Below are 26,451 nucleotides of genomic sequence, written 5' to 3'. Positions count from 1 at the left end.
TACCGGTCTTTTACATCAGTACCCGCAGTGCCGTTGAGATTCGTAGCGCATCACCGCCCATCGGCAGATGAAAAACGCGAATCCAGTCGCACGGGCTAAGGAGCATTAAATGGATATCTTCATCCAGCAGATCCTGAATGGACTGGTGCTTGGCAGTGTCTACGCCATCATCGCACTGGGCTATACGATGGTTTACGGCATTCTGGGCATCATCAACTTCGCCCACGGCGACGTGTTGATGGTGGGCGCGATGGTTGCGCTCTCCGCCATAGGTGTGCTGCAGAACCACTTCCCCGGCCTCGGCAATGTGCTGACGCTCGTGATCGCGTTGATCATCGCGGCGGCCGTCTGCGCGGTGGTCGGCTACACGATCGAGCGGGTCGCCTACCGGCCGTTGCGGCGTGCGCCGCGTCTCGCGCCGCTGATCACCGCGATCGGTGTATCGATTCTGCTGCAGACGCTCGCGATGATGATCTGGTCGCGCAATCCGCTGCCGTTCCCGCAACTGCTGCCCACCGACCCGATCAACGTGATCAAGGCCACCGACACGACGCCCGGCGCCGTGATCTCGATGACTGAAATCGTGATCATCGTGGCGGCGTTCCTCGTGATGGGCGGCCTCCTGCTGCTCGTGCACAAGACCAGGCTCGGCCGTGCGATGCGCGCGATCGCCGAGAACCCGAACGTCGCGAGTCTGATGGGTGTGAACCCGAACTTCGTGATTTCGGCGACCTTCATGATCGGCTCGGCGCTGGCTGCGCTCGCCGGCGTGATGATCGCGTCCGAATACGGCAACGCGCACTTCTACATGGGCTTCATCCCTGGCCTGAAGGCCTTTACCGCGGCGGTGCTCGGCGGTATCGGCAATCTCGGCGGCGCGATGGTCGGCGGCGTGCTCCTCGGCCTGATCGAGCAGTTGGGTGCCGGCTATATCGGCGACCTCACGGGCGGCGTGTTCGGCAGTAACTACCAGGACGTGTTCGCGTTCATCGTGCTGATCGTCGTGCTGGTGTTCCGTCCGTCGGGCCTGCTCGGCGAACGTGTCGCGGATCGCGCCTGATCCCGGGCCACAAGGAGTCAACAATCATGACCTCAATTCAACCGATCGAGCCGTCCACGACGCTCATCCCCGAAAAGAACCGCACGAAGACGCTGACTATCGGTATTCTCACGGCGATCTTCGTGATCGCGGCGCCGATGGTCATCGGCGCCGCGGGCGGCAACTACTGGGTCCGCGTGCTCGACTTCGCGATGCTGTACGTGATGCTCGCGCTGGGCCTGAACGTGGTGGTCGGCTTTGCCGGCCTGCTGGACCTGGGCTACATCGCGTTCTACGCGATCGGCGCCTACACGGCCGCGCTGCTGAGCTCACCGCACCTCGCGACGCAATTCGCGTGGATCGCGCATCTCGCGCCGAACGGCATCCACGTGCCGATCTGGATCATCGCGCCGATCGCGATGGCGCTCGCCGCGATGTTCGGGATTCTGCTCGGTGCGCCGACACTGCGTCTGCGTGGCGACTACCTCGCGATCGTGACCCTCGGCTTCGGGGAAATCGTGCGGATCTTCATGAACAACCTCGACCGTCCGGTGAACATCACCAACGGCCCGAAGGGGATCACCGGGATCGATCCGGTGTCCATCGGCGGCTTCAGCCTCGCGCAGACACACTCGCTGTTCGGCATGCAGTTTCCGTCGGTGTACCTGTACTACTACCTGTTCGTGCTGTGCGCGCTGTTCGTGATCTGGACCTGTACGCGTCTGCAGCATTCGCGGATCGGCCGCGCGTGGGCCGCAATCCGCGAAGACGAAATCGCGGCCAAGGCGATGGGCATCAATACCCGTAACGTGAAGCTGCTTGCGTTCGCGATGGGCGCGTCGTTCGGCGGCCTGTCGGGCGCCATGTTCGGCTCGTTCCAGGGTTTCGTGTCGCCGGAATCGTTCACGTTCTGGGAATCGGTCGTGGTGCTCGCCTGCGTGGTGCTCGGCGGCATGGGCCACATTCCGGGCGTGATCCTCGGCGCGGTGCTGCTCGCGGTGTTCCCCGAGTTCCTGCGCTCGACGATGGGTCCGCTGCAGAACATGATCTTCGGCCATGAAATCGTCGATACCGAAGTGATCCGTCAGTTGCTGTACGGCCTCGCGATGGTCGTGATCATGCTGTACCGCTCGGAAGGCCTGTGGCCCGCGCCGAAGCACGAAGACAGGATTGCGAAGCTGGCGAAGCGTGGCGGCAAGAAGCCGGTGCGCGCATAAGGTCCGGTGGAGAAAAAGACATGAGCGATAACGTAAGCAACAACGCGACGACCCGGCTGTCGGTGAAGGGCGTCAACAAGCGCTTCGGCGGCCTTCAGGCGCTTTCCGAGGTCGGCCTGCAGATCCGCGCGGGCGAGATCTACGGCCTGATCGGCCCGAACGGCGCCGGCAAGACCACCTTCTTCAATGTGATCACGGGTCTGTACACGCCGGATTCAGGCGAGTTCAAGCTCGACGGCGAGAGCTACACGCCGACCGCGGTCTATCAGGTCGCGAAGGCGGGCATTGCGCGCACGTTCCAGAACATCCGTCTGTTCGGCGGCATGACCGCGCTCGAAAACGTGATGGTCGGCCGTCATGTGCGCACGAAGCACGGTCTGCTCGGCGCAGTGTTCCAGACGCCGGCCGAACGCCAGGAAGAGCGCGAGATCAAGGAGCGCGCGCTCGAACTGCTCGACTACGTCGGCATTACGCAGTACGCGGACTATACGTCGCGCAACCTGTCGTATGGCCACCAGCGGCGGCTCGAAATCGCGCGTGCGCTGGCGACCGATCCGAAGCTGCTCGCGCTCGACGAACCGGCGGCCGGCATGAACGCCACCGAGAAGGTCGAGCTGACCAGGCTGCTCGACAAGATCCGTGCGGACGGCAAGACGATTCTGCTGATCGAACACGACGTGAAGCTCGTGATGGGTCTGTGCAATCAGATGACGGTGCTCGACTACGGCAAGGTGATTGCGCAAGGTTTGCCGCAGGACGTGCAGAAGGATGCGAAGGTGATCGAAGCTTATCTGGGTGCGGGGGTCCACTGATGTCCACGACGCAAGCAATGTTGAAAATCAAGGGCCTGCAGGTCAACTACGGTGGCATCCAGGCGGTCAAGGGTGTCGACCTCGAGGTCGGGCAGGGCGAACTCGTCACGCTGATCGGCGCGAACGGCGCGGGCAAAACCACGACGATGAAGGCGATCACCGGCCTGAAGGCGTATGCGGCCGGCGACATCGAGTACATGGGTCAGTCGATCAAGGGGTTGCCCGCGCATGAGCTTCTGAAGCGCGGTCTCGCGATGGTGCCGGAAGGGCGCGGCATTTTCGCGCGCATGTCGATCGTCGAGAACATGCAGATGGGTGCGTATCTGCGCAACGATGACGATGGCATCAAGTCGGACGTCGAGCGCATGTTCGGCTTCTTTCCGCGTCTGAAGGAGCGTGCATCGCAATACGCGGGCACGCTGTCGGGCGGCGAGCAGCAGATGCTCGCAATGGCACGCGCGATCATCTCGCGGCCCAAACTGCTGCTGCTCGACGAACCGTCGATGGGTCTGTCGCCGATCATGGTCGAGAAGATCTTCGAAGTGGTGCGCCTGATTTCCTCTGAAGGCATGACTGTGCTGCTCGTCGAGCAGAACGCGCGGCTCGCGCTGCAGGCGGCGAATCGCGGCTACGTGATGGACTCCGGTCTGATCACGATGTCGGGCGACGCGAAGCAGATGCTTGACGATCCGAAGGTTCGGGCCGCGTATTTGGGCGAATGAGCGGGCGAATGAGCGGGCGAACGAGTGGGTGAATAAGCATGTGACGAGTTGGACGTGCGCGCCGGTGGCGCATACGTCCGGCTTGCAACGCGCCCCGCGATGCAATGTCGCGGGGCGCGTTTTATTTTTCTGGTTGGGACGTGAATTAAGGGAGTCGCCCGATAACCGAACTGATTTCGTCTTTTGTGAACGCACGCAGCGTTTGCGAGCGGACATTGCCGGCCGAGCCGAGTGCGAAGCCGAAGGCGAGGAAGCTCTGCTCGTCTGCCGCTTCGACGACCGAGACAACGTCGTATGCCCCTAACGTCCAGTAGATCTGCTTCATTTCGCAGCCAAAAGATTTCGCCATTTCCGCCGCCTGCCCGGCTCGCTCTGCACTGTTCTTGATCGTGCGGATACCCTGATCCGTAAATTGCAGGAGCACCACATAAGTCGCCATGAAGATTCCCCTTAGGATTCCAACGCGTTGGGACTCAGACGCATGAGCCGCCCCCGGGGGGGAAGGGTCGCGATTCGCCGCAAACCTGTCTTTCCAGCGCCGGCGTCGTCTCGTGCGTAAACGATTCTAGGCAATCCAACTGCTCGCCATCTGCTATTTGTCCGAATCCGCCGATACGTGCGCTGCTTGCGGGAGAACCATTGAAAAAGTCGCATGCGTCAAGCAACGCATGCGGCTTTCTTTAATCAGGCGTACGACGCGAATCAACCGGCCGGGGCCGCGTCGGCGTATTGGCCGAGCCGCTTGCCGAGGCTGATCACCGCATCGGTGCGATACCCGAGCGCATCGTAGAACGCCCGTATCTCAGCCGTTGCCGACGACAGTATCTGCAGGTTCAGCTTCGGACAACCAAGCTTCGTCAACTCGCTCTCGACGTGCGCGACGAGCCGCGTGCCGATGCCATTACGTCGCAGCGATGCGTCGACCGCGAGCGAATACAACCAGCCGCGGTGTCCATCATAGCCGCCCATTACGGTGCCGACGATGCGTCCATCGAGCGCCGCGACGAAGAACAGCTCCGGTTGCGTCGCGAGCTTGTTGGCGATCGACTGACGCGGGTTGCGCTGCGGTCGCGTCACGTCGCGATACTCGGGAAACACGTCCTGCCATAGCGCAATCACGGCTTCGGTATCGGTCGCGTCGAAGCGGCGGATCGACAGCGTCGTGTTCGTCGTCATCGGTGCGCTCCGTGGTTGATTACAGCGAGTCGAGAACCGAGCGCAGCATCGCCAGCATCTGGTCGATTTCTCCGGTCGTCACGTTAAGCGCCGGCATGAAGCGCAGCAGGTTCGGACGCGCGGCGTTCAGCAGCACGCCGTCGGGTTGCATGTCGCGCGCCTTCTCGACAATCTGGTTGCCGATGTCCTTGCCGAGCAGCAGCGCGCGCAGCAGACCCTCGCCGCGCTCGCCCTTGAAGCCGCGCTCCTCGGACAGCTCGAGCAGCTTCGTGCGCAGATATTCGCCGCGCGAGCGCACGCCTTCGAGGAAGCCCGGCGCCGTCAGCTGCGAGATCACCGAGTAGCCGACCGCGGTCATCAGCGGATTGCCGTTGTAGGTGCCGCCCTGATCGCCCGCTTCAAACACGGCGATTTCCGCCTTCGACAGCAGCGCCGCGAGCGGCACGCCGCCGCCGATGCCTTTGCCGAGCGTCATGATGTCCGGCTCGATGCCAGACAGCTGATACGCGAACAGCGTGCCGGCGCGACCACAGCCGCTTTGCACTTCGTCGACGATCAGCAAGATGTTGTGTTTTTTCGTCAGCTCGCGCAGTTGCTGCATGAACTCGCGGGTTGCGGGGATCACGCCGCCTTCGCCCTGGATCGGCTCGAGCATCACCGCGACGGTCTTCGCGTTGATCAGCTTTTCCACCGACGCGATGTCGTTCAGGTCCGCCTTCGGGAAGCCCGGCACCTGCGGCGCGTAGATCGTGTCCCAGCCCGGCTTGCCGCTGGCCGACATCGTCGCGAGCGTGCGGCCGTGGAAGCTGTGGTCGAACGTGATGATCTCGAACGCGCCGTCCTTGAACTTTCTGCCCCACTTGCGCGCGAGCTTGATCGCGCCTTCGTTCGCCTCGGCGCCGCTGTTCGCGAAGAACACCTTGTCGAAGCAGCTGTGCTGCGTGAGCAGGTCCGCTAGCTTCGCCATCGGCTCGTTGTAGAACGCCGGCGACGGGTTGATCAGCAGCTTGGCCTGCTGGTTCAGCGCTTCGATCATGCCGTCGTTGCAGTGGCCGAGACAATTGACCGCCCAGCCCTGAATGAAATCCAGGTAGCGCTTGCCGTTGTTGTCGTAAATCCACGAGCCTTTACCATGCGTGAAAACGATTTCAGGCCGGTTCGTGATGTACATCAGCGAATCGATTGGATACTCATTGAAATTCATGACGGCAGGCTCCAGGCAAAAGGGTAAGAGCAGGGTGAAGAAACGGTGACGATTTGGCCAATAAAAACGGCGGCCGGAAAAACAGAAAAGCCACGGCATGCCGTGGCTTTCATGATTCGAACAGCTTGCGCCCAGGTTTTGTGTGGCGCGAGTCCGTGACGAAGCCAGCGGCGTCCCTAAGGGAGCGGCGAGCGGCGACGTCGGAATTCGGACTGGATGCGGTTCATGCGCGAAAGAATACGATAAGAAAAGCGCTGGTGTAAACCATGAATTTGCACTGGCGCTGCATCGGGGGGAATTTGCCGCCGTGCAATCAGACCGCGTTCGCGAGATCGGCCGCGCTGGTGAACGAGTCCGCGTAGAACTCGTCTTCCGGCAGCTGGTGATGCTGCGTGAAGTCGCGCAGCGCCGATTCGACCATCACCGGCGCGCCGCATGCATACACCTGGTAGGCCGACAGATCGGGCAGATCCTCGATCACCGCCCGATGCACGAAGCCCGTGCGGCCCGTCCATGCGTCGCCCGCATCGGGCTCGGAGAGCACCGGCACGAACTTGAAGTTCGGAATCTCGCGCGCCCATTGCTCGGCGAGTTCGAGCAGATACAGGTCTTTCTTGCGGCGCGCGCCCCAGTAGAGCGTCATGGGGCGCGTCATGCTCTTGAACACCGCATGCTCGACGATCGCCTTCAGCGGCGCGAAGCCGGTGCCCGACGCGAGCAGCACGATCGGCTTGTCCGAGTTTTCGCGCAGGAAGAACGTGCCGAGCGGCGCTTCGAAGCGCAGGATGTCGCGCTCCTTCATCGTGTTGAACACATGGTCGGTGAACGCACCGCCGGGCATGTGGCGGATGTGCAGTTCGACCGGGCCTTCGACGTGCGGCGCGCTCGCCATCGAATAGCTGCGGCGCTTGCCGTCCTTCAGGGTGAATTCGAGGTACTGGCCGGCCAGATATTGCAGACGTTCGTTGGCGGGCAGTTGCAGCTTCACGACGATCACGTCGTCGGCCTTGCGCTCGATCGCGTTCACGCGGCACGGCAGCTTCTTGACCTGCACATCGCCGACGCCGGCCACTTCGCGGATGTCGACTTCGAGATCGGAGCACGCGGTCGCGCAGCACAGGAGCGCCATGCCGCGCGTCTTTTCGTCGTTCGACAGCGCCGACGACGAGTGCGCGCGCTGTTCGACCTCGCCGCTCACGACCGTGCCTTTGCACGAACCGCACGCGCCGTTCTTGCAGCCGTACGGCAGGCCGATGCCTTGACGCAGCGCTGCGGAGAGCACCGGTTCGTCCTGTTCTACCTGAAACTGCCGGCCGGTTTGCCGGAGCGTGACGTTAAATGCCATAAAGTGTTCGGAATCGAAAATTCGGAATCGTAATGGGACCCGCCGGATCAACCGCGCGGTACCTGTTGCGTGTGACCGCTACAATGCGCCCACCATGAAAGCGACACGAAACTTCCGCCGGCCGCGCGTGCTGATCGTAGGATGCGGCGACGTCGGCATGCGCTGCGTGTCCCTGTTGCGGCCGCGCGCGCGTATCTTCGCGTTGACGAGCCATGCCGCGCGCTGCGATGAGTTGCGCGCCGCGGGCGTGATGCCGCTCGTCGGCGATCTCGACGCGCGCGGCAGCCTCAAACGGCTCGCGCGCCTCGCGCCGACGGTGCTGCATCTCGCGCCGCCGCAGAAGTCCGGCGACGACGATCGACGCACTCGCGCGCTGCTTGCGACGTTAGGTGCCGCGGGCCGCATGAACGCTTGCGCGGCGAGGTCGTCCGTCGCGCCGATCGCGCGGTTGCGCCGTGCACGCGCTTCAGGTCTGGACGCTGAAACACCCGATATTGTACCCGACGGGGTGCGCCGGACCGGCGCTTCGCGCGCTCCGGTGCGCATCGTTTACGCGAGCACGACGGGCGTCTACGGCGATTGCGGCGGCGCGTGGATCGACGAAACGCGCGCGCCGCGGCCCGCGAATGCGCGCGCCAAACGTCGCGTGTCGGCCGAGCGGCAGTTGCGGCGCGCGACGGCGCGCGGCAGCGTCGCCACGAGCATCGCGCGGATCCCGGGCATCTATGCGCGCAACCGTCTGCCGCTCGCGCGGCTCGAAAGAGGCACGCCGGCGCTCGTCGATGCCGACGACGTCTACACGAATCACATCCACGCCGACGACCTCGCCGCGATCCTCGTGCGTCTCGCCACGCATGGCCGGCCCGCGCGCGCACTGCACGCGTCCGACAATTCGTCGCTGAAAATGGGGGAGTATTTCGATGCGGTCGCCGATGCGTTCGGGCTCGCGCGCCCGCCGCGCATCACGAGAGAGCAGGCGGAGCAGCAGATCGATCCGATGCTGCTGTCGTTCATGCGCGAGTCGCGCCGGCTCGCGAACCGGCGTCTGAAGGAGGAACTGCGGGTACGTCTGCGCTATCCGAGCGTCGAGGATTTTTTGCGCGAGGCGAACGGGAAACGCGGCTAGGCCGGCAGCAGAAACAAAATACCGCCCCGCGAGGGCCGGGTTGCCCCGCAAAGCGTATCCGCCGCACCGCATCAATGCGCCGCGCAAAACGAGCTGCGCGGTCCAACCGGCATCAGCTCAGCGCAGGCAGCACTTCCAGCAACAGGAAGCACAGCATGCCGCCGATCAATGCGCCGATCAGATTCGGATGGTACTTGTGCCGCAGCCGCATGATGACCAGCAATCCGCCGACCAGCAGCAGCGCAAGGCAGATGAACACGATCATTGCGTGCGAAAACGCCATCGTGCCGTCGATTTGCATGACGCCCCTCCTTGAAACCTTTGTAGTCGTTTGTTTAGACGAGTATAGGGCGACATGTAAGCAACGGCATGCTGCAACGCAACGGCCTATGTTCGGTGCACCGCAATGCGCGCGGGCTTTCTCCGGCGCATCTAGGGCTTAGGCGGGCGCTCGTTGGGGCTAGTCGTTTACCCGGCCCGCAGCGCGGCAAGAGCCGCTGCGTCGAGCCATTGCCATGCGCCGGGCGCGAGCGCCGCGGGAAGCGCGAGCCCACCGATCCGTTCGCGATGCAGCGCCTCGCAGCGGTTGCCCGAGGCCGCGATCATCCGCTTGACCTGGTGGTATTTGCCTTCGAGCACGGTGAGCGCGAGCGTGTGAGTGTCGCGCGCCTGGGCGTCGAGCGCGGCGCTCGGTTTCGTTTCGCCGTGCAGCAGCACGCCGTCGCGCAGCGCGGCGAGCTGCGCGTCGTCGAGCGGATGGCGCGTGGTCGCGACGTAGAGCTTCGGCACCTTGCGTTTCGGCGACGTGAACTGATGCACGAACTTGCCGTCGTCGGAGAGCAGCAGGAGGCCCGTGGTGTCCTGATCGAGACGGCCGACGCACTGCACGCCGCGCTCGGCGAACTGCGGCGGCAGCAGGCTGAAGACACTCAGATGATGCTGCGGATCGCGCGAGCATTCGTAGCCGATGGGCTTGTTCAGCAGCAGATACGCGTGCTCGCGATACGGCCATTCGACGTTGTCGACGCTAAAGCGCAACGCGCCGCCATCAATAGCGAAATCGGCGTCGGCATCGGTGCAAATCGCACCGTCGACGCTGACGCGGCCGTCGCCGATCAGCGCACGGCATTGGCGGCGCGAACCGAAACCTTGAGTGAAGAGAATGCTTTCGAGATTCATGGCGAGCGAAGAATAACACCGCAAGAAGCGGAGCGCCCCGCAAGTCCCAAGCGCCGACGATGAATGCCTCACGTCAAACTCGGGAGTGCATCGATGTCCGCCACGTCTTCCCCTTCGTCGTCTTCGCCGTCCAATGCTCAACGTCTGCCCCGCGCATTCCAGCGCCTCGCCTGGTCGAACCTGTGCGCGCAATCGGCGGAGCAGATCAGCCTCGCCGCCGCACCGCTCGTCGCGGTGTTCGCGCTCGGCGCCGACGCGCGCGATACCGGTCTGCTGCAAACCGCGCAGACGCTGCCGTTCCTGTTGCTGTCGATGCCGCTCGGCGTCTGGGCCGACCGCCGCTCGCGCCGCGTTCTGATGACGCTCGCCGAGAGCGTGCGGGTCTGCGCGATGCTGTGCGTGCTGCTGCTGGTGCTCACGCATGCGCTGAACCTGCCGCTGCTCGCCGCGCTCGGCTTCGTCGCCGCGACGGGTACGGTTGCCTACAACGTTGCGGCGCCGTCGCTGGTGTCGTCGATCGTGCCGCGCGACGCCTATGCGAGCGCGAACGGCCGGCTCGAACTCGCGCGCAGCGTCGCGTATTCGGCGGGGCCGGCGCTGGGCGGCGTGCTGGTCGGCTGGATCGGCGCGGGCTGGGCGTATGGCGGCGCGGCGATGTTGTCGGCGTTCGCGGTCGCGTTGCTGGCGGGATTGCGCGAGCCGCCGCGCGCGGCCGCGCCGCGGCGGCACTTCATGCTGGAGCTGCGCGACGGCACGCGCTTCGTGCTGCGCGATCCGTTGCTGCTGACCGCCGTGTTCTTCAATCTCGGCTTCTTCATCCTGCAGGCGGTCTATGTACCTTACGCGGTGCATCGGCTGGGGCTCAATGCCTCGGCGGTCGGCGTGACGCTCGGCGCGTACGGGGTCGGCATGGTCTGCGGCGCGCTCGCCGCGCCCGCGGTGGTGCGGCGTCTCGCATTCGGCCGTCTGTTGATCGTCGGACCGTCGTGCGGCCTGCTCGCGTCGCTCGTGATGGTGGCGACGCTGATCGTCCCATCGTTCTGGCTCGCGCTCGCGAGCTTCTTCCTGCTCGGCGCGGGACCAATCCTGTGGGTCGTCGGCTCGACCACGCTGCGTCAGGCGATCACGCCCGAACGGATGATCGGCCGCGTGTCCGCGCTGATCAGCACCGCCACCTACGGCGCGCGGCCGGTGGGCGCGCTGCTCGGCGCCGCGCTCAGCGCGCGCTGGAGCATCGACGTGTGTCCGGTCGCGGCGTCGCTCGCGTTCGTCGTGCAGGCGCTGATCATCGTGATGTCGCCGGCGGCGCGGCTCCTGGGCATTCCCGAACAGAGCGCGGCGGCGTGCTGAGCGGCGGAGCGCGGCACGCGGTGAAGCCACTCGTCGCCCCGATGAAAATGGATTTTCACCGGGGTGCGGCATGGCGTGGATGCTGAACTCTATTGTCTGAAGACCTTCGGTCGGTGAAAACCCTCGAAATAATGAAAATGAATTTTTTTCGGCGCGTGTTTCATGTAAATATAATTTCATCTCCTTCACCCGGAACAACCGCGCCTTTCCGCTCGCATGATCCATCACCCGTCCGCTGTGTCGAACCCCGCCGAGCAGGCCATTGCCACGCGCATCACCGCTGCGATGCCGACGCTCACGCCGATCCACCAGCGCATGGGCGAGTACGTGCTGGCCCATCTGTTCCGCGCGGCGACGATGCGTATCGACGAGCTCGCGAGCGTGGTCGGCGCGTCGGTCGCGAGCGCGAATCGCTTTGCGCGCGCGCTCGGCTTCGACGGTTATCCGCAGTTTCGCGAGGCGCTCGTGCGTGGCTTCGAGGCGACGCTCGCGCCGATCGAGCGGCTGCGCAGCGCGCAGGAAACGCTCGCGGCCGGTGACGATCTGATCGACGCGTCGCTCGAGCAGGCCGCCAACAATCTGCACGCAACGCGTACGTCGATCGATCGCGCGACCGCCGACGCCGCCGTCGACGCGATCATCGCCGCGCGTCGCGTATTCGTGATCGGCTTCGGCGCCAGCGCGTTTCTCGCGAGCCTGATGGAGCACGGGCTGCTGCCGTATCACGACAACGTGCATTCGCTGGCGCTGAGCGGCGGGCCGTCGCATGCGGCGCGGCACCTCGTGGGTTCGGGCCCGGGCGATCTCGTGATCGGCATCGCGTTTCCGCGCTATGTCGAGGACACGATCGAACTCGCGCGCCGCGCCTCCGAACGCGGCGCGCGCGTGCTCGCGCTCACCGACGGTCCGCGCTCGCCGCTCGTGCGGTTCGCGGACCTGGCGCTGTATGTCCGCACCGACCGGCGTCTCGCGTCGAATGCCGATTCGGCCGTGCTCGCGGTCATCGAGGCCTTGTGCGACGCGGTCGCGTATAGCGCGCAACGCTCGGTCAAGGCGGCCGCCGAGGTCAGCGAGTTCGTGCTGCCGTGGCTGTTCGATCCGCAGTCGGGCGCGGCCGGCGCCGCGCAGGAGCCGGCGCGCGCCCTGAGCAAAGCCGCGCGCGCGAGGGCTGCAAGGCTAAAACACAGCGACGGCGCAAAGGCCGACAGCACCCAAGCCAGAAGCACGAAAGCCAGGGATGCCGAAGCAAAAGCCATCACAGCACCCCGCACTCCCCGAACCACCCGCACTCCACGATCCAAACGATGAACTCCAACGCAGTCATTGCCATTCACGGCGGGGCCGGGACGATCCTGCGCACGTCGATGTCGGCCAGCGCCGAAACCGGATATCACGCGGCGCTCAACGCGGTGCTGAGCGCTGGCCAGCGCGTGCTCGCCGACGGCGGCAGCGCGCTCGACGCGGTCAGCGAAGCGGTGCGGCTGCTCGAAGACTGCGCGCTCTTCAATGCGGGCCACGGCGCGGTCTACACGGCAGCCGGCACGCACGAGCTCGACGCCGCGATCATGGACGGCCGCACGCTCGACGCGGGCGCGATCTGTTGCGTGAAGCGCGTGCGCAATCCGATTCTCGCCGCGCGCCGCGTGCTCGAGCGCAGCGACCACGTGCTGTTCACCGGTGACGGCGCGGAAGCGTTCGCGGCCGCGCAGGGGCTCGAGTTCGTCGACAACAGCTACTTCGATACCGACGCGCGCTATCGCCAATGGCAACTGGCGCGTGAGCGGCAGCGTCCGATGCTCGATCACGACGCCGCGACGCTCGCGTCCACGGCTTCGAGCAGCGACGACCCGACGCCGCACGAGCCGCTCGATCCGAATCGCAAGTTCGGCACCGTCGGCGCGGTCGCGCTCGACCGCCACGGGCATCTCGCCGCGGCGACCTCGACGGGCGGCGTGACCAACAAGCAGGTGGGCCGCGTCGGCGATACACCGCTGATCGGCGCGGGCTGCTACGCGGACGACGCGACCTGCGCGGTATCGACCACCGGCGCGGGCGAAATGTTCATGCGCATGGTCGCCGCCTACGACGTCGCCGCGCAGATGGCCTATCGCCGGGTGTCGCTCGAAGAAGCCGCGCACGACGTCGTGATGAACCGCTTGCCGAAGATCGACGGACGCGGCGGCCTCGTCGCCGTCGACGCGCGGGGCAATGTCACGCTGCCGTTCAATACCGAGGGTATGTACCGCGGTTTCGCGCGGCTCGGCGAAGCGCCGGTGACGGCGATCTATGGCTAGCCGCTGGCGCGTGTCGCCACCTGCCTGAGGCGCCGTTAGCCGCGTTCGAATTCAAAGCAAAGGAACCACCGTGCCTTCTTCCTCGCACACCGCCAGCCCGCTTATCGAAACCCTGCCGCCGCAGCGCGTGCTCGCGGTCGACGATCTGACGGTCGCGTTCCGCCGCGGCGATTCGACCTTCAACGCGGTGCGCAATCTGTCGTTCACGGTCGAGCGCGGCGAGACGCTCGCGATCGTCGGCGAATCGGGCTCCGGCAAGTCGGTCACGTCGCTGGCGCTGATGCGGCTGATCGAGCATGGCGGCGGCCGTCTTGCCGGCGGCAGCATCGCATTCCGGGGGCGCGACGGCAGCGTGCTCGATCTCGCGAAGGCGTCGTCCGGCACGATGCGCACAGTTCGCGGCGCCGACATCGCGATGATCTTCCAGGAGCCGATGACCTCGCTCAATCCGGTCTTCACGGTCGGCGATCAGATCAGCGAGGCGATTTCGCTGCACCAGGGCAAGAGCCGCGAGGCCGCGCGCGCCGAAACCTTGCGTCTGCTCGAGATCGTGCGGATTCCCGAGGCAAGGCGCGTCGCGGCGCGTTACCCGCATCAGCTGTCGGGCGGCATGCGCCAGCGCGTGATGATCGCGATGGCGTTGTCGTGCAAGCCCGCGCTGCTGATCGCCGATGAACCGACCACCGCGCTCGACGTCACGATCCAGGCGCAGATCCTGCAACTGATTCACGGCTTGCAGGACGAGATGAACATGGGCGTGATCTTCATCACGCACGACATGGGCGTGGTTGCCGAAGTGGCCGACCGCGTGCTCGTCATGTATCGCGGCGAGAAGGTCGAGGAGGGCGCGTCGGACGCGTTGTTCGCCGCGCCGTCGCATCCGTACACGAAGGCGCTGCTCGCGGCGGTGCCTCGTCTCGGCTCGATGCAGGGCACCGATCAGCCCGCGCGCTTTCCGATCCTGAGCGTCGAGCAGGCCGGCGCGAACGGCGCCGATGCGGCGGTGCAGCCGGCGGCGGCTGTCGCCGAAGAAGCGCAGCCGCTGGTGCGCGACGACACGCCGCCGATCCTGCGCGTGCGCGATCTGGTCACGCGCTTTCCGGTCCGTAGCGGCCTGTTCGGCCGTATGACGGGCCGTGTGCATGCGGTCGAAAAAGTCAGCTTCGATCTGCGGCCCGGCGAAACGCTCGCGCTGGTCGGCGAGTCGGGCTGCGGCAAGTCGACCACGGGCCGCTCGCTGCTGAGGCTCGTCGAAAGTCAGAGTGGCTCGATCGAATTCGCTGGCAAGGAAATCAGCTCGCTGACCGGGCCCGCGTTGCAGGCGCTGCGCCGCGATATCCAGTTTATTTTCCAGGATCCGTTCGCGTCGTTGAATCCGCGCTTGACCGTCGGCTTCTCGATCATGGAGCCGCTGCTCGTGCATGGCGTCGCGCAGGGTGGGCAAGCGCAGGCGCGCGTCGCGTGGCTGCTCGAGAAAGTCGGTTTGCCGGCCGAGGCCGCGCGCCGCTATCCGCATGAGTTTTCGGGCGGGCAGCGTCAGCGTATCGCGATTGCTCGCGCGCTCGCGCTGAATCCGAAGGTCGTGATCGCCGACGAATCGGTGTCCGCGCTCGACGTCTCCGTGCAGGCGCAGATCGTCAATCTGATGCTCGACCTGCAGCGCGAGCTCGGCGTCGCGTATCTGTTCATTTCGCACGACATGGCGGTGGTCGAGCGGGTCAGCCATCGCGTCGCGGTGATGTATCTCGGCCAGATCGTCGAGATCGGTCCGCGTCGCGCGGTGTTCGAGGCGCCGCAGCATCCGTACACGAAGAAGCTGATGAGCGCGGTGCCGGTCGCCGATCCCGCGCGCCGTTATGCGAAACGCATGCTCGCCGCCGACGATATTCCGAGCCCGATTCGCGCGCTGCACGACGAGCCGGTCGTCGCGCCGCTCGTCGCGGTGGGCCCGGATCATTTCGTCGCGCAGCATCGCGTCGGCGGCGCTTATTGAGCGAAGCGCCGCATCGCGTTAAAGCAAAAAGACCCGAAGCAAAACCCGCAGCACCCGCAGCCGAAGCACAAGCCAACCATAACGACCCTGTCACACCCTTAACTCGCAGCCTGGAGCAACCTCATGAACCTGCTGTTCCCGTCCTCTCCGTTTCGTTTGCGCGCGCTCGTCAGCGGCGGCGCGGTGGTGTTCGCGACGCTCGCGGGCAATCTGGCGCACGCCGAAACGACGGCCGTGATGGCCGTCGCGTCGACCTTCACGTCGCTCGATCCGTACGACGCGAACGACACGCTGTCGCAGGCGGTCGCGAAATCCTTCTATCAGGGGCTGTTCGGCTTCGACAAGGACATGAAGCTCGTCAACGTGCTCGCCGACAGCTATGAGGCGAGCCCCGACGCGCGCGTCTATACGATCAAGCTGCGCCATGGCGTGAAGTTCCAGGACGGCACCGACTTCAATGCGGCCGCCGTGAAGGCGAACTTCGACCGCGTGACCGATCCGGCCAACAAGCTGAAGCGCTACAACATGTTCAGCCGCATCGAGAAAACGGAAGTGGTCGATCCGTACACGGTGCGCGTCACGCTGAAAACGCCGTTCTCGGCGTTCATCAACGTGCTCGCGCATCCGTCTGCGGTGATGATCTCGCCGGACGCGCTGAAGAAGTACGGCAAGGACATCGCGTTTCATCCGGTCGGCACGGGCCCATTCGAACTCGTGAAGTGGGACCCGGCCGGCGACCTGACCGTGAAGAAGTTCGCCGGCTACTGGAAGAAGGGTTATCCGAAGATCGATGCGATCGACTGGAAGCCGGTCGTCGACAACAACACGCGCGCCGCGCTGATGCGCACCGGCGAAGCGGACTTCGCGTTCCAGGTGCCGTTCGAGCAGGCCGCGCAACTGCAGTCGAGCCCGAAGCTCGATCTGATCGCGGCGCCGTCGATCATCCAGCGCTACATCAGCCTGAACATGAACCAGAAGCCCTTCGACAACCCGAAGGTGCGTGAGGCGCTGAATTACGCGGTCAACAAGGAAGCGCTGACGAAGGTCGCGTTCGCCGGTTACGCGACGCCGGCCGACGGCGTGGTGCCGCAGGGCGTCGACTATGCGGTCAAGCTCGGACCCTGGCCGTACGATCCCGCGAAGGCGCGCGAACTGCTGAAGGAAGCGGGCTATCCGAACGGCTTCGAAACGACGCTGTGGTCCGCGTATAACTACTCGACTGCGCAGAAGGTGATCCAGTTCGTGCAGCAGCAGCTCGCGCAGGTCGGCATCAAGGCCAGCGTCGAGGCGCTCGAAGCGGGTCAGCGCGTCGCCAAGGTCGAAAGCGCGCAGGACCCGGCGACCGCGCCGGTGCGGATGTACTACGCGGGCTGGTCGTCGTCGACCGGCGAGGCGGACTGGGCGATCAGCCCGCTGCTCGCGGGCTACTCGATTCCGCCGAAGATGGTCAACACGTCGTACTACAAGAACGACGCGGTCGACAACGATCTGAAGCAGGCGCTCGAAACGACCGACCGCACGCAGAAGGCCGCGCTCTACACCGACGCGCAGAAGCGCATCTGGGCCGACGCGCCGTGGATCTTCCTCGTCAAGGAGAAGGTCGTGTATGCGCGCAGCAAGCGTCTGTCGGGCGCTTACGTCGCGCCGGACGGCTCGTTCAACTTCGACGAGATCGCGATCAGGTGATGAGCTGACGAGGCGGCATGCGCAGGCGGCGGTTCAGCCAGCCCGCCGCCGCGCCGCCGCCGCACACGAGTCCTCGTTGCCCGCCTGATTTGCCGCTCATTTGCCGCTCATTTGCCGGACTGGTTTCATGCTGAACTTCCTCGTCAAACGTCTTCTAGGCCTGCTGCCGACGCTCTTCATCGTCGCCGTGCTGGTGTTTCTGTTCGTGCATCTGCTGCCGGGCGATCCGGCGCGGCTCGCCGCCGGTCCTGAAGCGGACGAGGCGACCGTGGCGCTCGTGCGCTCCGACCTCGGGCTCGACAAGCCGCTGCCGCAGCAGTTCGTCCGTTTCTTCTGGCGGATGGCGCATGGCGACTTCGGCGTTTCGACGCGCAGCAAGCGGCCGGTGAGCCAGGAGATCGCGGAACGCTTCTTCCCGACGTTGTGGCTGACGATCGCGAGCATGGTGTGGGCGGTCGTGATCGGCATGGCGATCGGCATCGCCTCGGCGGTGTGGCGCAACCGCTGGCCGGACCGCCTGGGCATGACGCTCGCGGTGTCGGGCATTTCGTTTCCGGCGTTCGCGCTCGGCATGCTGCTGATGCAGATTTTCTCGGTGCAGCTCGGCTGGCTGCCGATCGTCGGCGATGGTTCGTGGCGCAGCTACGTGCTGCCGTCGCTGACGCTCGGCGCGGCGGTCGCGGCCGTGATGGCGCGCTTCACGCGGGCCTCGTTCGTCGAAGTGCTGCACGAGGACTTCGTGCGCACCGCGCGTGCGAAGGGCGTGCCCGAGCGGCTCGTGATCATCAAGCATTGCCTGCGCAACGCGCTGATTCCCGTCGTCACGATGATGGGTCTGCAGTTCGGCTTTCTGCTCGGCGGCTCGATCGTCGTCGAGGTGGTGTTCAACTGGCCGGGCCTCGGCCGTTTGCTCGTCGATGCCGTGTCGATGCGCGACTATCCGATCATTCAGGCCGAGGTGCTGCTGTTCTCGCTCGAATTCATCATCATCAACCTGATCGTCGACGTGCTGTACGCGGTGATCAACCCAACCATCCGTTTCAAGTGAGGCCCGCATGAGCACCACTGCCACCGGGCCGAATGCGGCCACTCCCGTTGCCTCCGAACGCGCGATCCGCACACCGTGGAGCGAATTCTGGCGCAAGTTCCGCAAGCAGCATGTCGCGCTGGCCGCCGGCGTGTTCGTGCTGCTCCTGATCGTGGTCGCGATCATCGCGCCGCATATCGTGCGGTACGACCCCGAGAATTTCTTCGACTACGACGCGCTGAACGCGGGGCCGTCGGCCGCGCACTGGTTCGGCGTCGATTCGCTGGGCCGCGATATCTTCAGCCGCATCCTCGTCGGCTCGCGCATTTCGCTCGAGGCAGGCTTTCTGTCCGTTGCGATCGGCGCGGTGATCGGCACGTTCTTCGGTCTGCTTGCCGGTTACTACGAGGGCTGGTGGGATCGCATCACGATGCGCGTGGCCGACGTGCTGTTCGCGTTCCCCGGCATTCTGCTCGCGATCGGCGTGGTCGCGATTCTCGGCAACGGCATGATCAACGTGATCTGCGCCGTGGCGATCTTCAGCATCCCGGCATTCGCGCGGCTCGTGCGCGGCAATACGCTGATGCTCAAGCAGCTCACCTATATCGAGGCGGCGCGCAGCATCGGCGCGTCGGACTGGACGATCATGGCGCGGCACATTCTGCCGGGCACGATTTCGTCGGTCGTCGTGTACCTGACGATGCGCATCGGCACGTCGATCATCACGGCGGCGAGCCTGTCGTTTCTCGGCTTGGGCGCGCAGCCGCCGACGCCCGAGTGGGGCGCGATGCTCAACGAAGCTCGCGCCGACATGGTGACCGCGCCGCATATCGCGCTGTTTCCGAGCCTCGCTATCTTCCTGACCGTGCTCGCGTTCAATCTGCTCGGCGACGGTCTGCGCGATGCGCTCGATCCGAAGCTGGATCGGCCATGAGCATGAGCAACCATCATTGGGCTGAGCGCGCGCCGCATATCGGCACGTTGCCGGCCGGAGCGCTCGGCACGATCGCCGACGTGGACGGCGTCAGCGTCGGTCATTGCACGCTTGCCGAAGGCGCGCTGCAAACCGGCGTGACCGTGATCCGGCCGCATCGCGGCGATCCGTTCGTCGACAAGGTGCCGGCCGCCGCGTCGGTGATCAACGGCTTCGGCAAGAGCATCGGGCTCGTGCAGCTCGACGAACTCGGCACGCTGGAGACGCCGATCGCGCTGACCAACACCTTCGGCGTCGGTACGGTCGCGCAGGCGCAGATCCGCGCGGCGATTCGCGCGAATCCGCTCATCGGCCGCGAATGGTCGACGCTCAATCCGCTCGTGTTCGAGTGCAACGACGGCTACCTGAACGACATTCAGGCGCTTGCCGTGACCGAACAGCACTTCACCGAAGCATTCGATGCGGCCAGCGCCGATGTCGCGAGCGGTGCGCTCGGCGCGGGGCGCGGCATGTCGTGTTTCGATCTGAAGGGCGGCATCGGCACTGCGTCGCGCGTGTTCAGTGCGGCGGGCCGGGACTACACCGTTGGCGCGCTCGTGCTTGCCAACTTCGGCCGTCTGCCGATGCTGACGATCGACGGCACGCCGCTCGGCCGCATGCTGGCCGAACGCGCGGCCGTCGCTGAGGCGGCGAATGCTGCCAGTGCCGCTGCTCACGCGACCCCCGAGCAACCCGAGCAAGGCTCGATCATCATGATCGTCGCGACCGATGCGCCACTCGACGCGCGCCAGCTGAAACGCCTGTCGTTGCGCGCGGCGGCCGGTCTCGCGCGCACCGGCTCGGTGTACGGCCACGGCAGCGGCGATATCGCGCTGGCGTTTTCGACCGCGTACACGGTGCCGCACGGCGCGGACTTCGTCGCGCTGCCGCCGCTGGTCGCGGATCACTGGATGGACCCGCTGTTTCGCGCCTGCGCCGACAGCGTCGAGCAGGCGATCGTCGATGCATTGTGGAGCGCCGAGTCGGTCACCGGTCGCGACGGCCATCGGCGGCTGTCGCTGCGCGACAGCGTGCCGGACCTTGCCCACCTGCTGAGGAATTCCGCGCGATGAAAGTCCTGATCTCCACCGACATCGAAGGCATCGCCGGCGTGTTCCATGCCGAGCAGACGCGCGCGGGCAACGGCGAATACGAAGCCGCGCGACGCTGGATGACGCTCGAAGCCAACGCGGCCGTCGAAGGCGCGTTCGCGGGCGGCGCGACCGACGTGTGGGTCAATGATTCGCACGGCGGCTTTCGCAACCTGCTGCCCGATCTGCTCGATCCGCGCGCCCAGCTCGTGCTCGGCAAGCCGCGCACGCTCGGCATGATGGCCGGGCTCGAATACGGTGCGGCGCTGGTCTTCATGCTCGGCTATCACGCGAAGGCGCAAACGCGCGGCATCCTCGCGCACACGATCAACAGCTTCGCATTCGCGCGCGTGGCGTTCAACGGCGTGGAGCTGGGCGAAGCGGGGCTGTACGGTGCGCTCGCCGAAGAATATGGCGCGCGCGTGGTGCTTTTATCGGGTGACGACGTGTTCGCCGAGGAAACCGCGTCGCGTTTTCCCGGCGCGCGTTTCGTCGTCACGAAGACCGCAACCGGGCAGGCAAGCGGCGTCACGCGGTCGCCCGCGAGCGTGCGCGAGGCGCTGCGGGCCGCCGCGCGCGACGTGGTCCGTCAGCATGTCGAAGCGGGCCGCGCGCCTGCCGCGACGCGCGCGGAGCCGCGAACGATCGACTGCGAACTGCGCGTGCAAACGAGCGGGCTCGCCGATCTGTTCTGCCAATGGCCGACGCTTACGCGCGTCGATGGCGTGAGGTTGCGCTTCAGTGCGGCGTCGGCCGAGCATGCGGTGCGGATGCTGAACTGTCTGTCGGCGATGTCGTTCATGCTGCGCTGAGCCGCGCGGCGTCGAGCCGCCGGCTTACTGCTGCTGCCGGCTCAACTCGCGCGCCGCGTGATCGATCGCCTCCGCCACCGCCCCGGCGTGCGACACCGGCGCGAGATGGCTCGACGCGACCGGCACCACCTTCGCGCCGATGCGCGCGGCGATCATTCTCTGCAGATCGGGCGACACCGCGTGGTCTTTGGTCGTCAGCACGTACCACGACGGTTTGTCCTTCCAGCCGACCTGATCGACCGGTTCGTCGAATGCGCTCGCGGCGATCGGCACCTGCGCGGCGGCGAGCACGCGTGTGACGGTCTCGGGCACGTCGGCGGCGAGATCGGCGTGATAGCGCGCGCGGTCGATCCACAAGAACCCGTTCGCGTCCTTGCTGATGCTCTGGCCGGCCGGCATCGGCCCGCCGGCCTTCATCACGTCCATCGCCGATTCGTGCAGTTGCGGCGCAAGCGCGGCGACATACACGAGCCCGGCGACGTTCGGCGCATTCGCGGCGACCTCGGTGATCACGACGCCGCCCCACGAGTGCCCGACCAGCAGCACCGGACCGTTCTCGCGATCGAGCACGCGGCGGGTCGCGGCGACGTCGTCGGCGAGCGAGGTCAGCGGGTTCTGCACCGAGCTCACGTGATAACCCTTTTGCTGCAGCTTCGCGACCACGCCGTTCCAGCTCGATCCGTCGACGAACGCGCCATGCACGAGCACGATGTTGCGCACCGGTCCGCCGAGCGCGGCGGCAGGCGGCTTGCTGGCAGTAGCGGGGGCAGGCGCTGGCGCAGGCTGGCCGCTTGCCTGCGACGCGGCGTCATCGGCCGTTTGCTGGGCGGCGGGCACCGTCTGCGCGAGCGCGGACGTACTGACGCCCGCGAAACAGAGGCACAACACGGCGGCGCAAAGCAGACGTTTGGGCAACATATTGAAGCTCCGCGGCATGAAAAGTGGACTTCGGCAACATACCCAGGCGCCATCCCCGTGACAATTACAATCCGCGCGCTTAAGTGCGGCGCAGAACGAAGCGGGCGGCTCCGAATGTCAGAGGAATAGGGCCTCGCCGAACAGGGCAACGCGCCGCGCGCGCTGCTGAAGCTCGACCGGCGAGGCGTGCCGTATCTGGCGATCGGTCTGTCGGCGCTCGCGACGTTCGCGTGCGTGATCATCAACTACGTGATCCCGGCGGAAGCGCTCGGACTGCTGATGTCGCTCGTGGTCGCGGCGCTGGTGCTGAACTGGGCGCTGATCAGCCTCACGCATCTGAAGTCGCGCAAGGCGATGGTAGCCGCGGGCGAAACGCTGGTGTTCCGCTCGTTCTGGTTCCCGGTCAGCAACTGGATCTGCCTGGCATTCATGGCGCCGATCCTCGTGATTCTGGCGCTGACGCCGGGCTTGTCGATCTCGGTGTGGCTGGTGCCGGCATGGCTCGCGCTGATGTGGGGCGGCTACGTGATCAAGCGACGCCGCGAGGTTGCGCGCGCTGGCATGGGGGCCGCGAGCCGATAAGCGCCGATCGGCGCGACGTGCGTGGCATTCCGCAGCGAACACGGCGATTCGCCGCCAACGAACGATCTTCGCGCGCCGAAGTTCCCGACATAGGTCGGTCTCGTGTGGGCGAGCGCACAGATCGATTTTTGCGAATCGGTAATCTCTGTCCGGTCGTCCGGCACGAAGCCGGCATGGCTGGCCATGCCGGCCATCCCCGGACCGTACCGGCGACATGGTCTGCTGGTACGCCCCCGCTAGCGCGGGTCTCATGGGCGCAGCAACTCCCACGTTGATTGACGTACCGCGGAGAGACACCATGTTCAACGCAGGCGCCGTACGAACCAGGTCGAACTTCGGCGCGGGTGCCGCGCTCCTTTTGCTGATTGCGGTAGCCTGCCTCGCGCTGCGTATTCTGCACGTCGTCGCGAAGTTTCGTGGCAACGTCCCTGACGCCTTCGGCGATTTCAATTTCTACCTGTACGCCTTCAACGTCGTGCTGCATGACCCGGCGCGCCTGTACGACCACGACGCGCTCATCGCGTTTTTGCAGGGCATCGGCGCGCGCTCGACGGGCGACGACATCTTCTACGCCTACCCGCCGCAGTTCGCGCTGGTGTTTGCGCCGCTCGCGCTGCTGACGCCGCTCGCCGCGAAAATCGTCTGGGTGAGTACGTCGCTCGTGTTGTTCTCGGTGGCTTTGTATCTCGTCGTCACGATGGCGTACCGCGGCACGGAGCGCAGCGTGAACCTGCTGCTGGTGGCGGTCGCGCTGCTGAGCTTTCCGCTCGTCGAAGATACCTACGACGGCCAATCGAACGAACTGCTGTTCTTCCTGTTGATTGCGACTTTCGCGCTGATCGAGCGTGGCAAAGGTTATGCCGCTGGACTCTTTCTTGGCTTTGCGATCGCGATCAAGCTCACGCCCCTGGCCGTCGCCGGCCTGCTGTTGCTGCGTCGCGAATGGCGGACGTTCGTGATGGCGAGCGTCGTTGCGATTGCGTTGACGCTGATCACCGGAGCGCGCGTCGGCTTCGACGTTTTGTGGCACTACTTCGTGTCGGACATGCCGCGCCTGAACAGCATGGCACTGGCGATGAGCGGTGGCGGCGCGCCGATGAACAATGCCGTGAGGGGCGCGCTGCAGACGCTATCGGCGACGGTCGGCATGCCGGTGTCCGGTACGTTGCTGTCGATTGCTTCGCATGCGTTGGTGCTGGCTGCTTGCCTACTGTCCGCGTATCTGGTGTTTCGCCGCCATCGGGACAGCCGCATCGACTACGCGCTCGCTTCGATGACGATGCTCGCGGCTTATCCGATCCTCGAGCCGATCCACATGGTGCTCGCGTTAATCCCGTTGCTGATTTTGCTGGGGACCGCCTTCGAAGCGCGCGGCGGGCAACTGTCGGCGCTCGGTCCGAGACTGGAGATGCTGCTGGCCGCGATCGTCGTAGTCTTGCTGTTCTTTGCGGCGCGATTCGTGTCCTACACGGTCGCGGCGCTGATCATTTACGGGCTCTGTGTCGCAAGGTACTTTCCACCGTCGGTGAGGCGGCGAGGGCGTGCTTACCAGCCTGGATGAATGATCCCGGTGTGGCCAAAGGGTTTTTGATGGGAGATGCGACTGGCGATGTCTTCCGGACGATTGGGAATCGGGAAGATTGTTTGAGCAGGGCCGGAATGAAAAACCCCCTGCTATCGCTTTGCTTGAGCGGGTTCGAGGAATTTTGCCGGTACGGATACCACCAAAAATACCACCGGGCGTGCGTATTTGCCAGAATGAGCGAGCGAATGCTTATCGGCGAACCGGGCATATTACGGTCGGCAGAGTTCGACCCTGAGCCGCCTGTCGAGTCACCATAGCGAATGTCCGTAAGAGAGCGGCGGATTCAACCGGTGGATGCAATAGTTTGCTGGAATCGTTCGGCGGGCGTCTCGCAGTCCAGTGTCTTTCTTGGACGCTCGTTCAGGCACCCCGCAATGCGTCGAGCTCTGCGCGAAGCGCAGCCACTACGCCAGTCCAATCACCTCGCGTCGTTTGTCGAAACAAGTGCGCCTGTGCGTACCATGGACTATCGCTTCTGTCGAGTTGCCATCTCCAGTCCGGCATGAACGGCAAAGCAATCCATACGGGCTTGCCGAGCGCCCCCGACAGATGCGCTACAGCCGTGTCGACGCTGATGACGAGGTCGAGGCGAGCGATCAGCGCAGCCGTCTCAGCGAACGTAGTGAGCCGCGTGGAAACATCACGCAGCACCGCGCGCTGCTCAAGCTGCGCGAGGCACGTACGATCACTGTCGCGTACATCCTGTTGCAGCGCGAAGAAGTCCGCGTCGGCATCTAACAACGGCTTCAGTTGCTTGAGCGACATAGACCGGTTGCAGTCATTTACATGCGTCAGGCTTCCCGACCATACGATCCCAACTCTCGGCCGTCGAGCAGAGCCTGCAAAAAGATCGTCCCATTGACGTACAAGCGCGTCGTCTGCGTGAATATATGGACCGGTCACCGCGAGATCGGGTGCACGAACCTTGAGCGCAAACGGTAGACTCAGGGTCGGAACGTGATAATCGAAATGCGGCACCTGTCCTGTCTCGCCGATGACTTCGGCCGCACCCTGATAATTCTTGAGAAGCGGCAGCAGTGCATCCTGAACACGCAACACGACCCGAGCTCCAACTGCACTGAGTCGATCCACGAAACGCACGAATTGCAGCGTGTCGCCGAACCCCTGCTCGTGATGAACGAGTATTGTCTTGTCACGTATCGGTTGGGTGCCGGTCCATAGCGTGTTCTGCGGAAAACCGTGGCTATCGGTGCCATCGCGCCAACGCCATTCATATTCGCGCCAGCCGTGTTCGAATTCGCCGAGCAGCAAATTCGTCTGAGCCCGATTGGTGCGGGCGCCGACGTCGTTCGGATCGAGCGAAAGCGCCTTCTTGAATTGAAGCAACGCCTCATCAAAGCGTCGCAGATCTCGCAACGCGACACCGAGATTGACGTATGCGCGCACGAAACGCGGCTTGAGCGCGATCGCCTGCCGGTAGGCATCCAGTTCGTCCTCATAGCGCTCCAACTTGCCGAGCAGCGCGCCCCGGTTGTAATGCGCTTCGGCTGAATGTGCCTGGATTTTGCACAGATGCACCAGGATTTCGAGTGCACGCTGCGGTTCGCCAAGCTGTATCAGCGACATTGCGACGCCATGCAATGAAGCGGCATGGTTTGGAAACTGGGCCAGGCAGCGCTCGAACAGCGCTATCGCATCATCGTGACGTTGCGCCAACTGACACACCTGCGCGGCGAAATTCAGGTGTTCCGCCGACATGGACATGTGCGCCGATGCCTGTATCAGATACGCCGCTGCGCGTGCATGATCGCCCTGTTTGGCCGCGATGTAACCGAGGCCCGCAAGAGCTTCACCGTGGTCGGGGACGCTTGCCAGAATACCGCTCAGCAGACGTGTTGCATCGTCGAATTGACCGGCCATGAGGTTCTTTTGCGCGGCAGCGAGAGCGTGTTCAGTGTCGTGATTCATGGCGATGTAGGGCGGCGCAGAATGCGATCTGTCGACGGGTGGGAAACGCCTCATTGTACGGCGTCGCGTAACGCGGGCCTCCAGATCGAAGCAATGGCAGCCGTCGGTTCTCTGCGTATGGAAATAGCGACGATTCCGGCGACGCGGAGCCCTGCAGTCCTCCTTTCCGATTGCTACGCAAGACAGGTCAACCCCAGTGGCTGTCGTATGTTGAATGGGGAACGGACGGTCGCAGGTTGGGTTCCGGCGGCTGCTTATGGCCGCCGAACGAAACCGCTCGCGCGGTAGAGGGCTCCGGTCCGACGCGGGAGGTCAGGGCGAGGCCGGTCACGCGGTTTTATGTTGGCGAATGAGGCAATCCGCCTCGTTCTCCAGCAGGAGCCGAATCATG

At 64.9% G+C, this 26,451-nt stretch carries 23 protein-coding genes and 1 pseudogene; 16 read left to right on the top strand and 8 right to left on the bottom strand.

What is annotated here, in order from left to right; all coding sequences use genetic code 11:
- The first annotated feature begins 109 nt into the window (after positions 1-109).
- The 4 genes from F6X40_RS31155 to F6X40_RS31140 are packed head-to-tail and all read left to right on the top strand — an operon-like array spanning position 110 to position 3,790.
- Positions 110-1,060 (top strand): branched-chain amino acid ABC transporter permease, encoded by a 951-nt coding sequence (locus F6X40_RS31155; RefSeq protein ID WP_018421576.1) that lies wholly within the window; start codon positions 110-112, stop codon positions 1,058-1,060.
- 26 nt (positions 1,061-1,086) lie between these two features.
- Positions 1,087-2,256 (top strand): ABC transporter permease subunit, encoded by a 1,170-nt coding sequence (locus F6X40_RS31150; RefSeq protein ID WP_184072642.1) that lies wholly within the window; start codon positions 1,087-1,089, stop codon positions 2,254-2,256.
- 20 nt (positions 2,257-2,276) lie between these two features.
- Positions 2,277-3,068 carry an ABC transporter ATP-binding protein gene (locus F6X40_RS31145; RefSeq protein WP_184023151.1) on the top strand — a complete coding sequence of 264 codons (792 nt, stop codon included), beginning with the start codon at positions 2,277-2,279 and terminating at the stop codon, positions 3,066-3,068.
- 17 nt (positions 3,069-3,085) lie between these two features.
- Positions 3,086-3,790 carry an ABC transporter ATP-binding protein gene (locus F6X40_RS31140; RefSeq protein WP_026225995.1) on the top strand — a complete coding sequence of 235 codons (705 nt, stop codon included), beginning with the start codon at positions 3,086-3,088 and terminating at the stop codon, positions 3,788-3,790.
- 145 nt (positions 3,791-3,935) lie between these two features.
- On the opposite strand, the gene F6X40_RS31135 is transcribed toward F6X40_RS31140, so the two are convergent.
- The 4 genes from F6X40_RS31135 to F6X40_RS31120 form a co-directional block, all read right to left on the bottom strand.
- Entirely contained in the window at positions 3,936-4,229 is a 294-nt protein-coding gene (locus tag F6X40_RS31135; protein ID WP_018421572.1) for a GYD domain-containing protein, read from the bottom strand.
- Positions 4,230-4,492: 263 nt separating this feature from the next.
- Entirely contained in the window at positions 4,493-4,966 is a 474-nt protein-coding gene (locus tag F6X40_RS31130; RefSeq protein ID WP_187630474.1) for a GNAT family acetyltransferase, read from the bottom strand.
- A 19-nt stretch (positions 4,967-4,985) separates the two neighbouring features.
- The gene (locus tag F6X40_RS31125; RefSeq protein WP_187630473.1) at positions 4,986-6,170 is read right to left on the bottom strand and encodes an acetylornithine transaminase; all 1,185 of its coding nucleotides are present in this window, start codon (positions 6,168-6,170) and stop codon (positions 4,986-4,988) included.
- Positions 6,171-6,483: 313 nt separating this feature from the next.
- Entirely contained in the window at positions 6,484-7,515 is a 1,032-nt protein-coding gene (locus F6X40_RS31120) for a CDP-6-deoxy-delta-3,4-glucoseen reductase (RefSeq protein WP_187630472.1), read from the bottom strand.
- A gap of 94 nt (positions 7,516-7,609) precedes the next feature.
- On the opposite strand from F6X40_RS31120, the gene F6X40_RS31115 reads away from it, so the two are divergent.
- Entirely contained in the window at positions 7,610-8,641 is a 1,032-nt protein-coding gene (locus tag F6X40_RS31115; protein ID WP_187630471.1) for an SDR family NAD(P)-dependent oxidoreductase, read from the top strand.
- Between the two features lie 112 nt (positions 8,642-8,753).
- On the opposite strand, the gene F6X40_RS31110 is transcribed toward F6X40_RS31115, so the two are convergent.
- Together F6X40_RS31110 and F6X40_RS31105 are read right to left on the bottom strand one after the other, a co-directional pair.
- A complete protein-coding gene (locus F6X40_RS31110; RefSeq protein ID WP_184072632.1) occupies positions 8,754-8,942 on the bottom strand; it encodes a hypothetical protein in 189 nt (62 codons plus the stop codon).
- A 167-nt stretch (positions 8,943-9,109) separates the two neighbouring features.
- Complete coding sequence (locus tag F6X40_RS31105; protein ID WP_187630470.1) at positions 9,110-9,820, bottom strand: pseudouridine synthase; 711 nt, start codon at positions 9,818-9,820, stop codon at positions 9,110-9,112.
- Between the two features lie 93 nt (positions 9,821-9,913).
- On the opposite strand from F6X40_RS31105, the gene F6X40_RS31100 reads away from it, so the two are divergent.
- The 9 genes from F6X40_RS31100 to F6X40_RS31060 all read left to right on the top strand — a co-directional run bounded on the left by F6X40_RS31100 (position 9,914) and on the right by F6X40_RS31060 (position 21,046).
- Complete coding sequence (locus F6X40_RS31100) at positions 9,914-11,170, top strand: MFS transporter (protein WP_187630469.1); 1,257 nt, start codon at positions 9,914-9,916, stop codon at positions 11,168-11,170.
- 216 nt (positions 11,171-11,386) lie between these two features.
- A complete protein-coding gene (locus F6X40_RS31095) occupies positions 11,387-12,478 on the top strand; it encodes a MurR/RpiR family transcriptional regulator (RefSeq protein WP_187630468.1) in 1,092 nt (363 codons plus the stop codon).
- Positions 12,475-13,464: an isoaspartyl peptidase/L-asparaginase family protein gene (locus F6X40_RS31090; RefSeq protein WP_187630467.1), complete on the top strand. Its 990-nt coding sequence runs from the start codon at positions 12,475-12,477 to the stop codon at positions 13,462-13,464. Before F6X40_RS31095 ends, F6X40_RS31090 begins: the two co-directional genes overlap by 4 nt.
- A 70-nt stretch (positions 13,465-13,534) precedes the next feature.
- Positions 13,535-15,457: a dipeptide ABC transporter ATP-binding protein gene (locus F6X40_RS31085; protein WP_187630466.1), complete on the top strand. Its 1,923-nt coding sequence runs from the start codon at positions 13,535-13,537 to the stop codon at positions 15,455-15,457.
- 123 nt (positions 15,458-15,580) lie between these two features.
- Positions 15,581-17,143, top strand: a complete 1,563-nt coding sequence (gene gsiB, locus F6X40_RS31080) for a glutathione ABC transporter substrate-binding protein GsiB (RefSeq protein WP_187630465.1) — start codon at positions 15,581-15,583, stop codon at positions 17,141-17,143.
- A gap of 127 nt (positions 17,144-17,270) precedes the next feature.
- On the top strand, positions 17,271-18,191 hold the full coding sequence (gsiC, locus tag F6X40_RS31075; protein WP_090801536.1) for a glutathione ABC transporter permease GsiC: 921 nt from the start codon (positions 17,271-17,273) through the stop codon (positions 18,189-18,191).
- A gap of 7 nt (positions 18,192-18,198) precedes the next feature.
- Entirely contained in the window at positions 18,199-19,104 is a 906-nt protein-coding gene (gene gsiD, locus F6X40_RS31070; RefSeq protein WP_184072618.1) for a glutathione ABC transporter permease GsiD, read from the top strand.
- The gene (locus tag F6X40_RS31065) at positions 19,101-20,216 is read left to right on the top strand and encodes a P1 family peptidase (protein ID WP_187630464.1); all 1,116 of its coding nucleotides are present in this window, start codon (positions 19,101-19,103) and stop codon (positions 20,214-20,216) included. The genes gsiD and F6X40_RS31065 overlap by 4 nt, the downstream gene beginning before the upstream one ends.
- Positions 20,213-21,046 carry a M55 family metallopeptidase gene (locus F6X40_RS31060; RefSeq protein WP_187630463.1) on the top strand — a complete coding sequence of 278 codons (834 nt, stop codon included), beginning with the start codon at positions 20,213-20,215 and terminating at the stop codon, positions 21,044-21,046. Before F6X40_RS31065 ends, F6X40_RS31060 begins: the two co-directional genes overlap by 4 nt.
- Before the next feature lie 24 nt (positions 21,047-21,070).
- On the opposite strand, the gene F6X40_RS31055 is transcribed toward F6X40_RS31060, so the two are convergent.
- Positions 21,071-21,964 carry an alpha/beta fold hydrolase gene (locus tag F6X40_RS31055; RefSeq protein WP_184072613.1) on the bottom strand — a complete coding sequence of 298 codons (894 nt, stop codon included), beginning with the start codon at positions 21,962-21,964 and terminating at the stop codon, positions 21,071-21,073.
- A gap of 129 nt (positions 21,965-22,093) precedes the next feature.
- Here F6X40_RS31055 and F6X40_RS31050 point away from each other — a divergent pair.
- Positions 22,094-22,546, top strand: a pseudogene (locus F6X40_RS31050) (aromatic amino acid transporter AroP); the annotation flags it as partial.
- 298 nt (positions 22,547-22,844) lie between these two features.
- Entirely contained in the window at positions 22,845-24,107 is a 1,263-nt protein-coding gene (locus F6X40_RS31045) for a glycosyltransferase family 87 protein (protein WP_187630462.1), read from the top strand.
- A gap of 384 nt (positions 24,108-24,491) precedes the next feature.
- Here the strand turns inward: F6X40_RS31045 and F6X40_RS31040 are convergent, their stop codons facing one another.
- Positions 24,492-26,060 carry a tetratricopeptide repeat protein gene (locus F6X40_RS31040; RefSeq protein ID WP_187630461.1) on the bottom strand — a complete coding sequence of 523 codons (1,569 nt, stop codon included), beginning with the start codon at positions 26,058-26,060 and terminating at the stop codon, positions 24,492-24,494.
- Positions 26,061-26,451 lie beyond the last annotated feature (391 nt).

The organism is Paraburkholderia sp. UCT31, assembly GCF_014397655.1.
GTDB lineage: Bacteria > Pseudomonadota > Gammaproteobacteria > Burkholderiales > Burkholderiaceae > Paraburkholderia > Paraburkholderia tuberum.
This window is presented reverse-complemented; position numbering and strand designations above follow the sequence as displayed.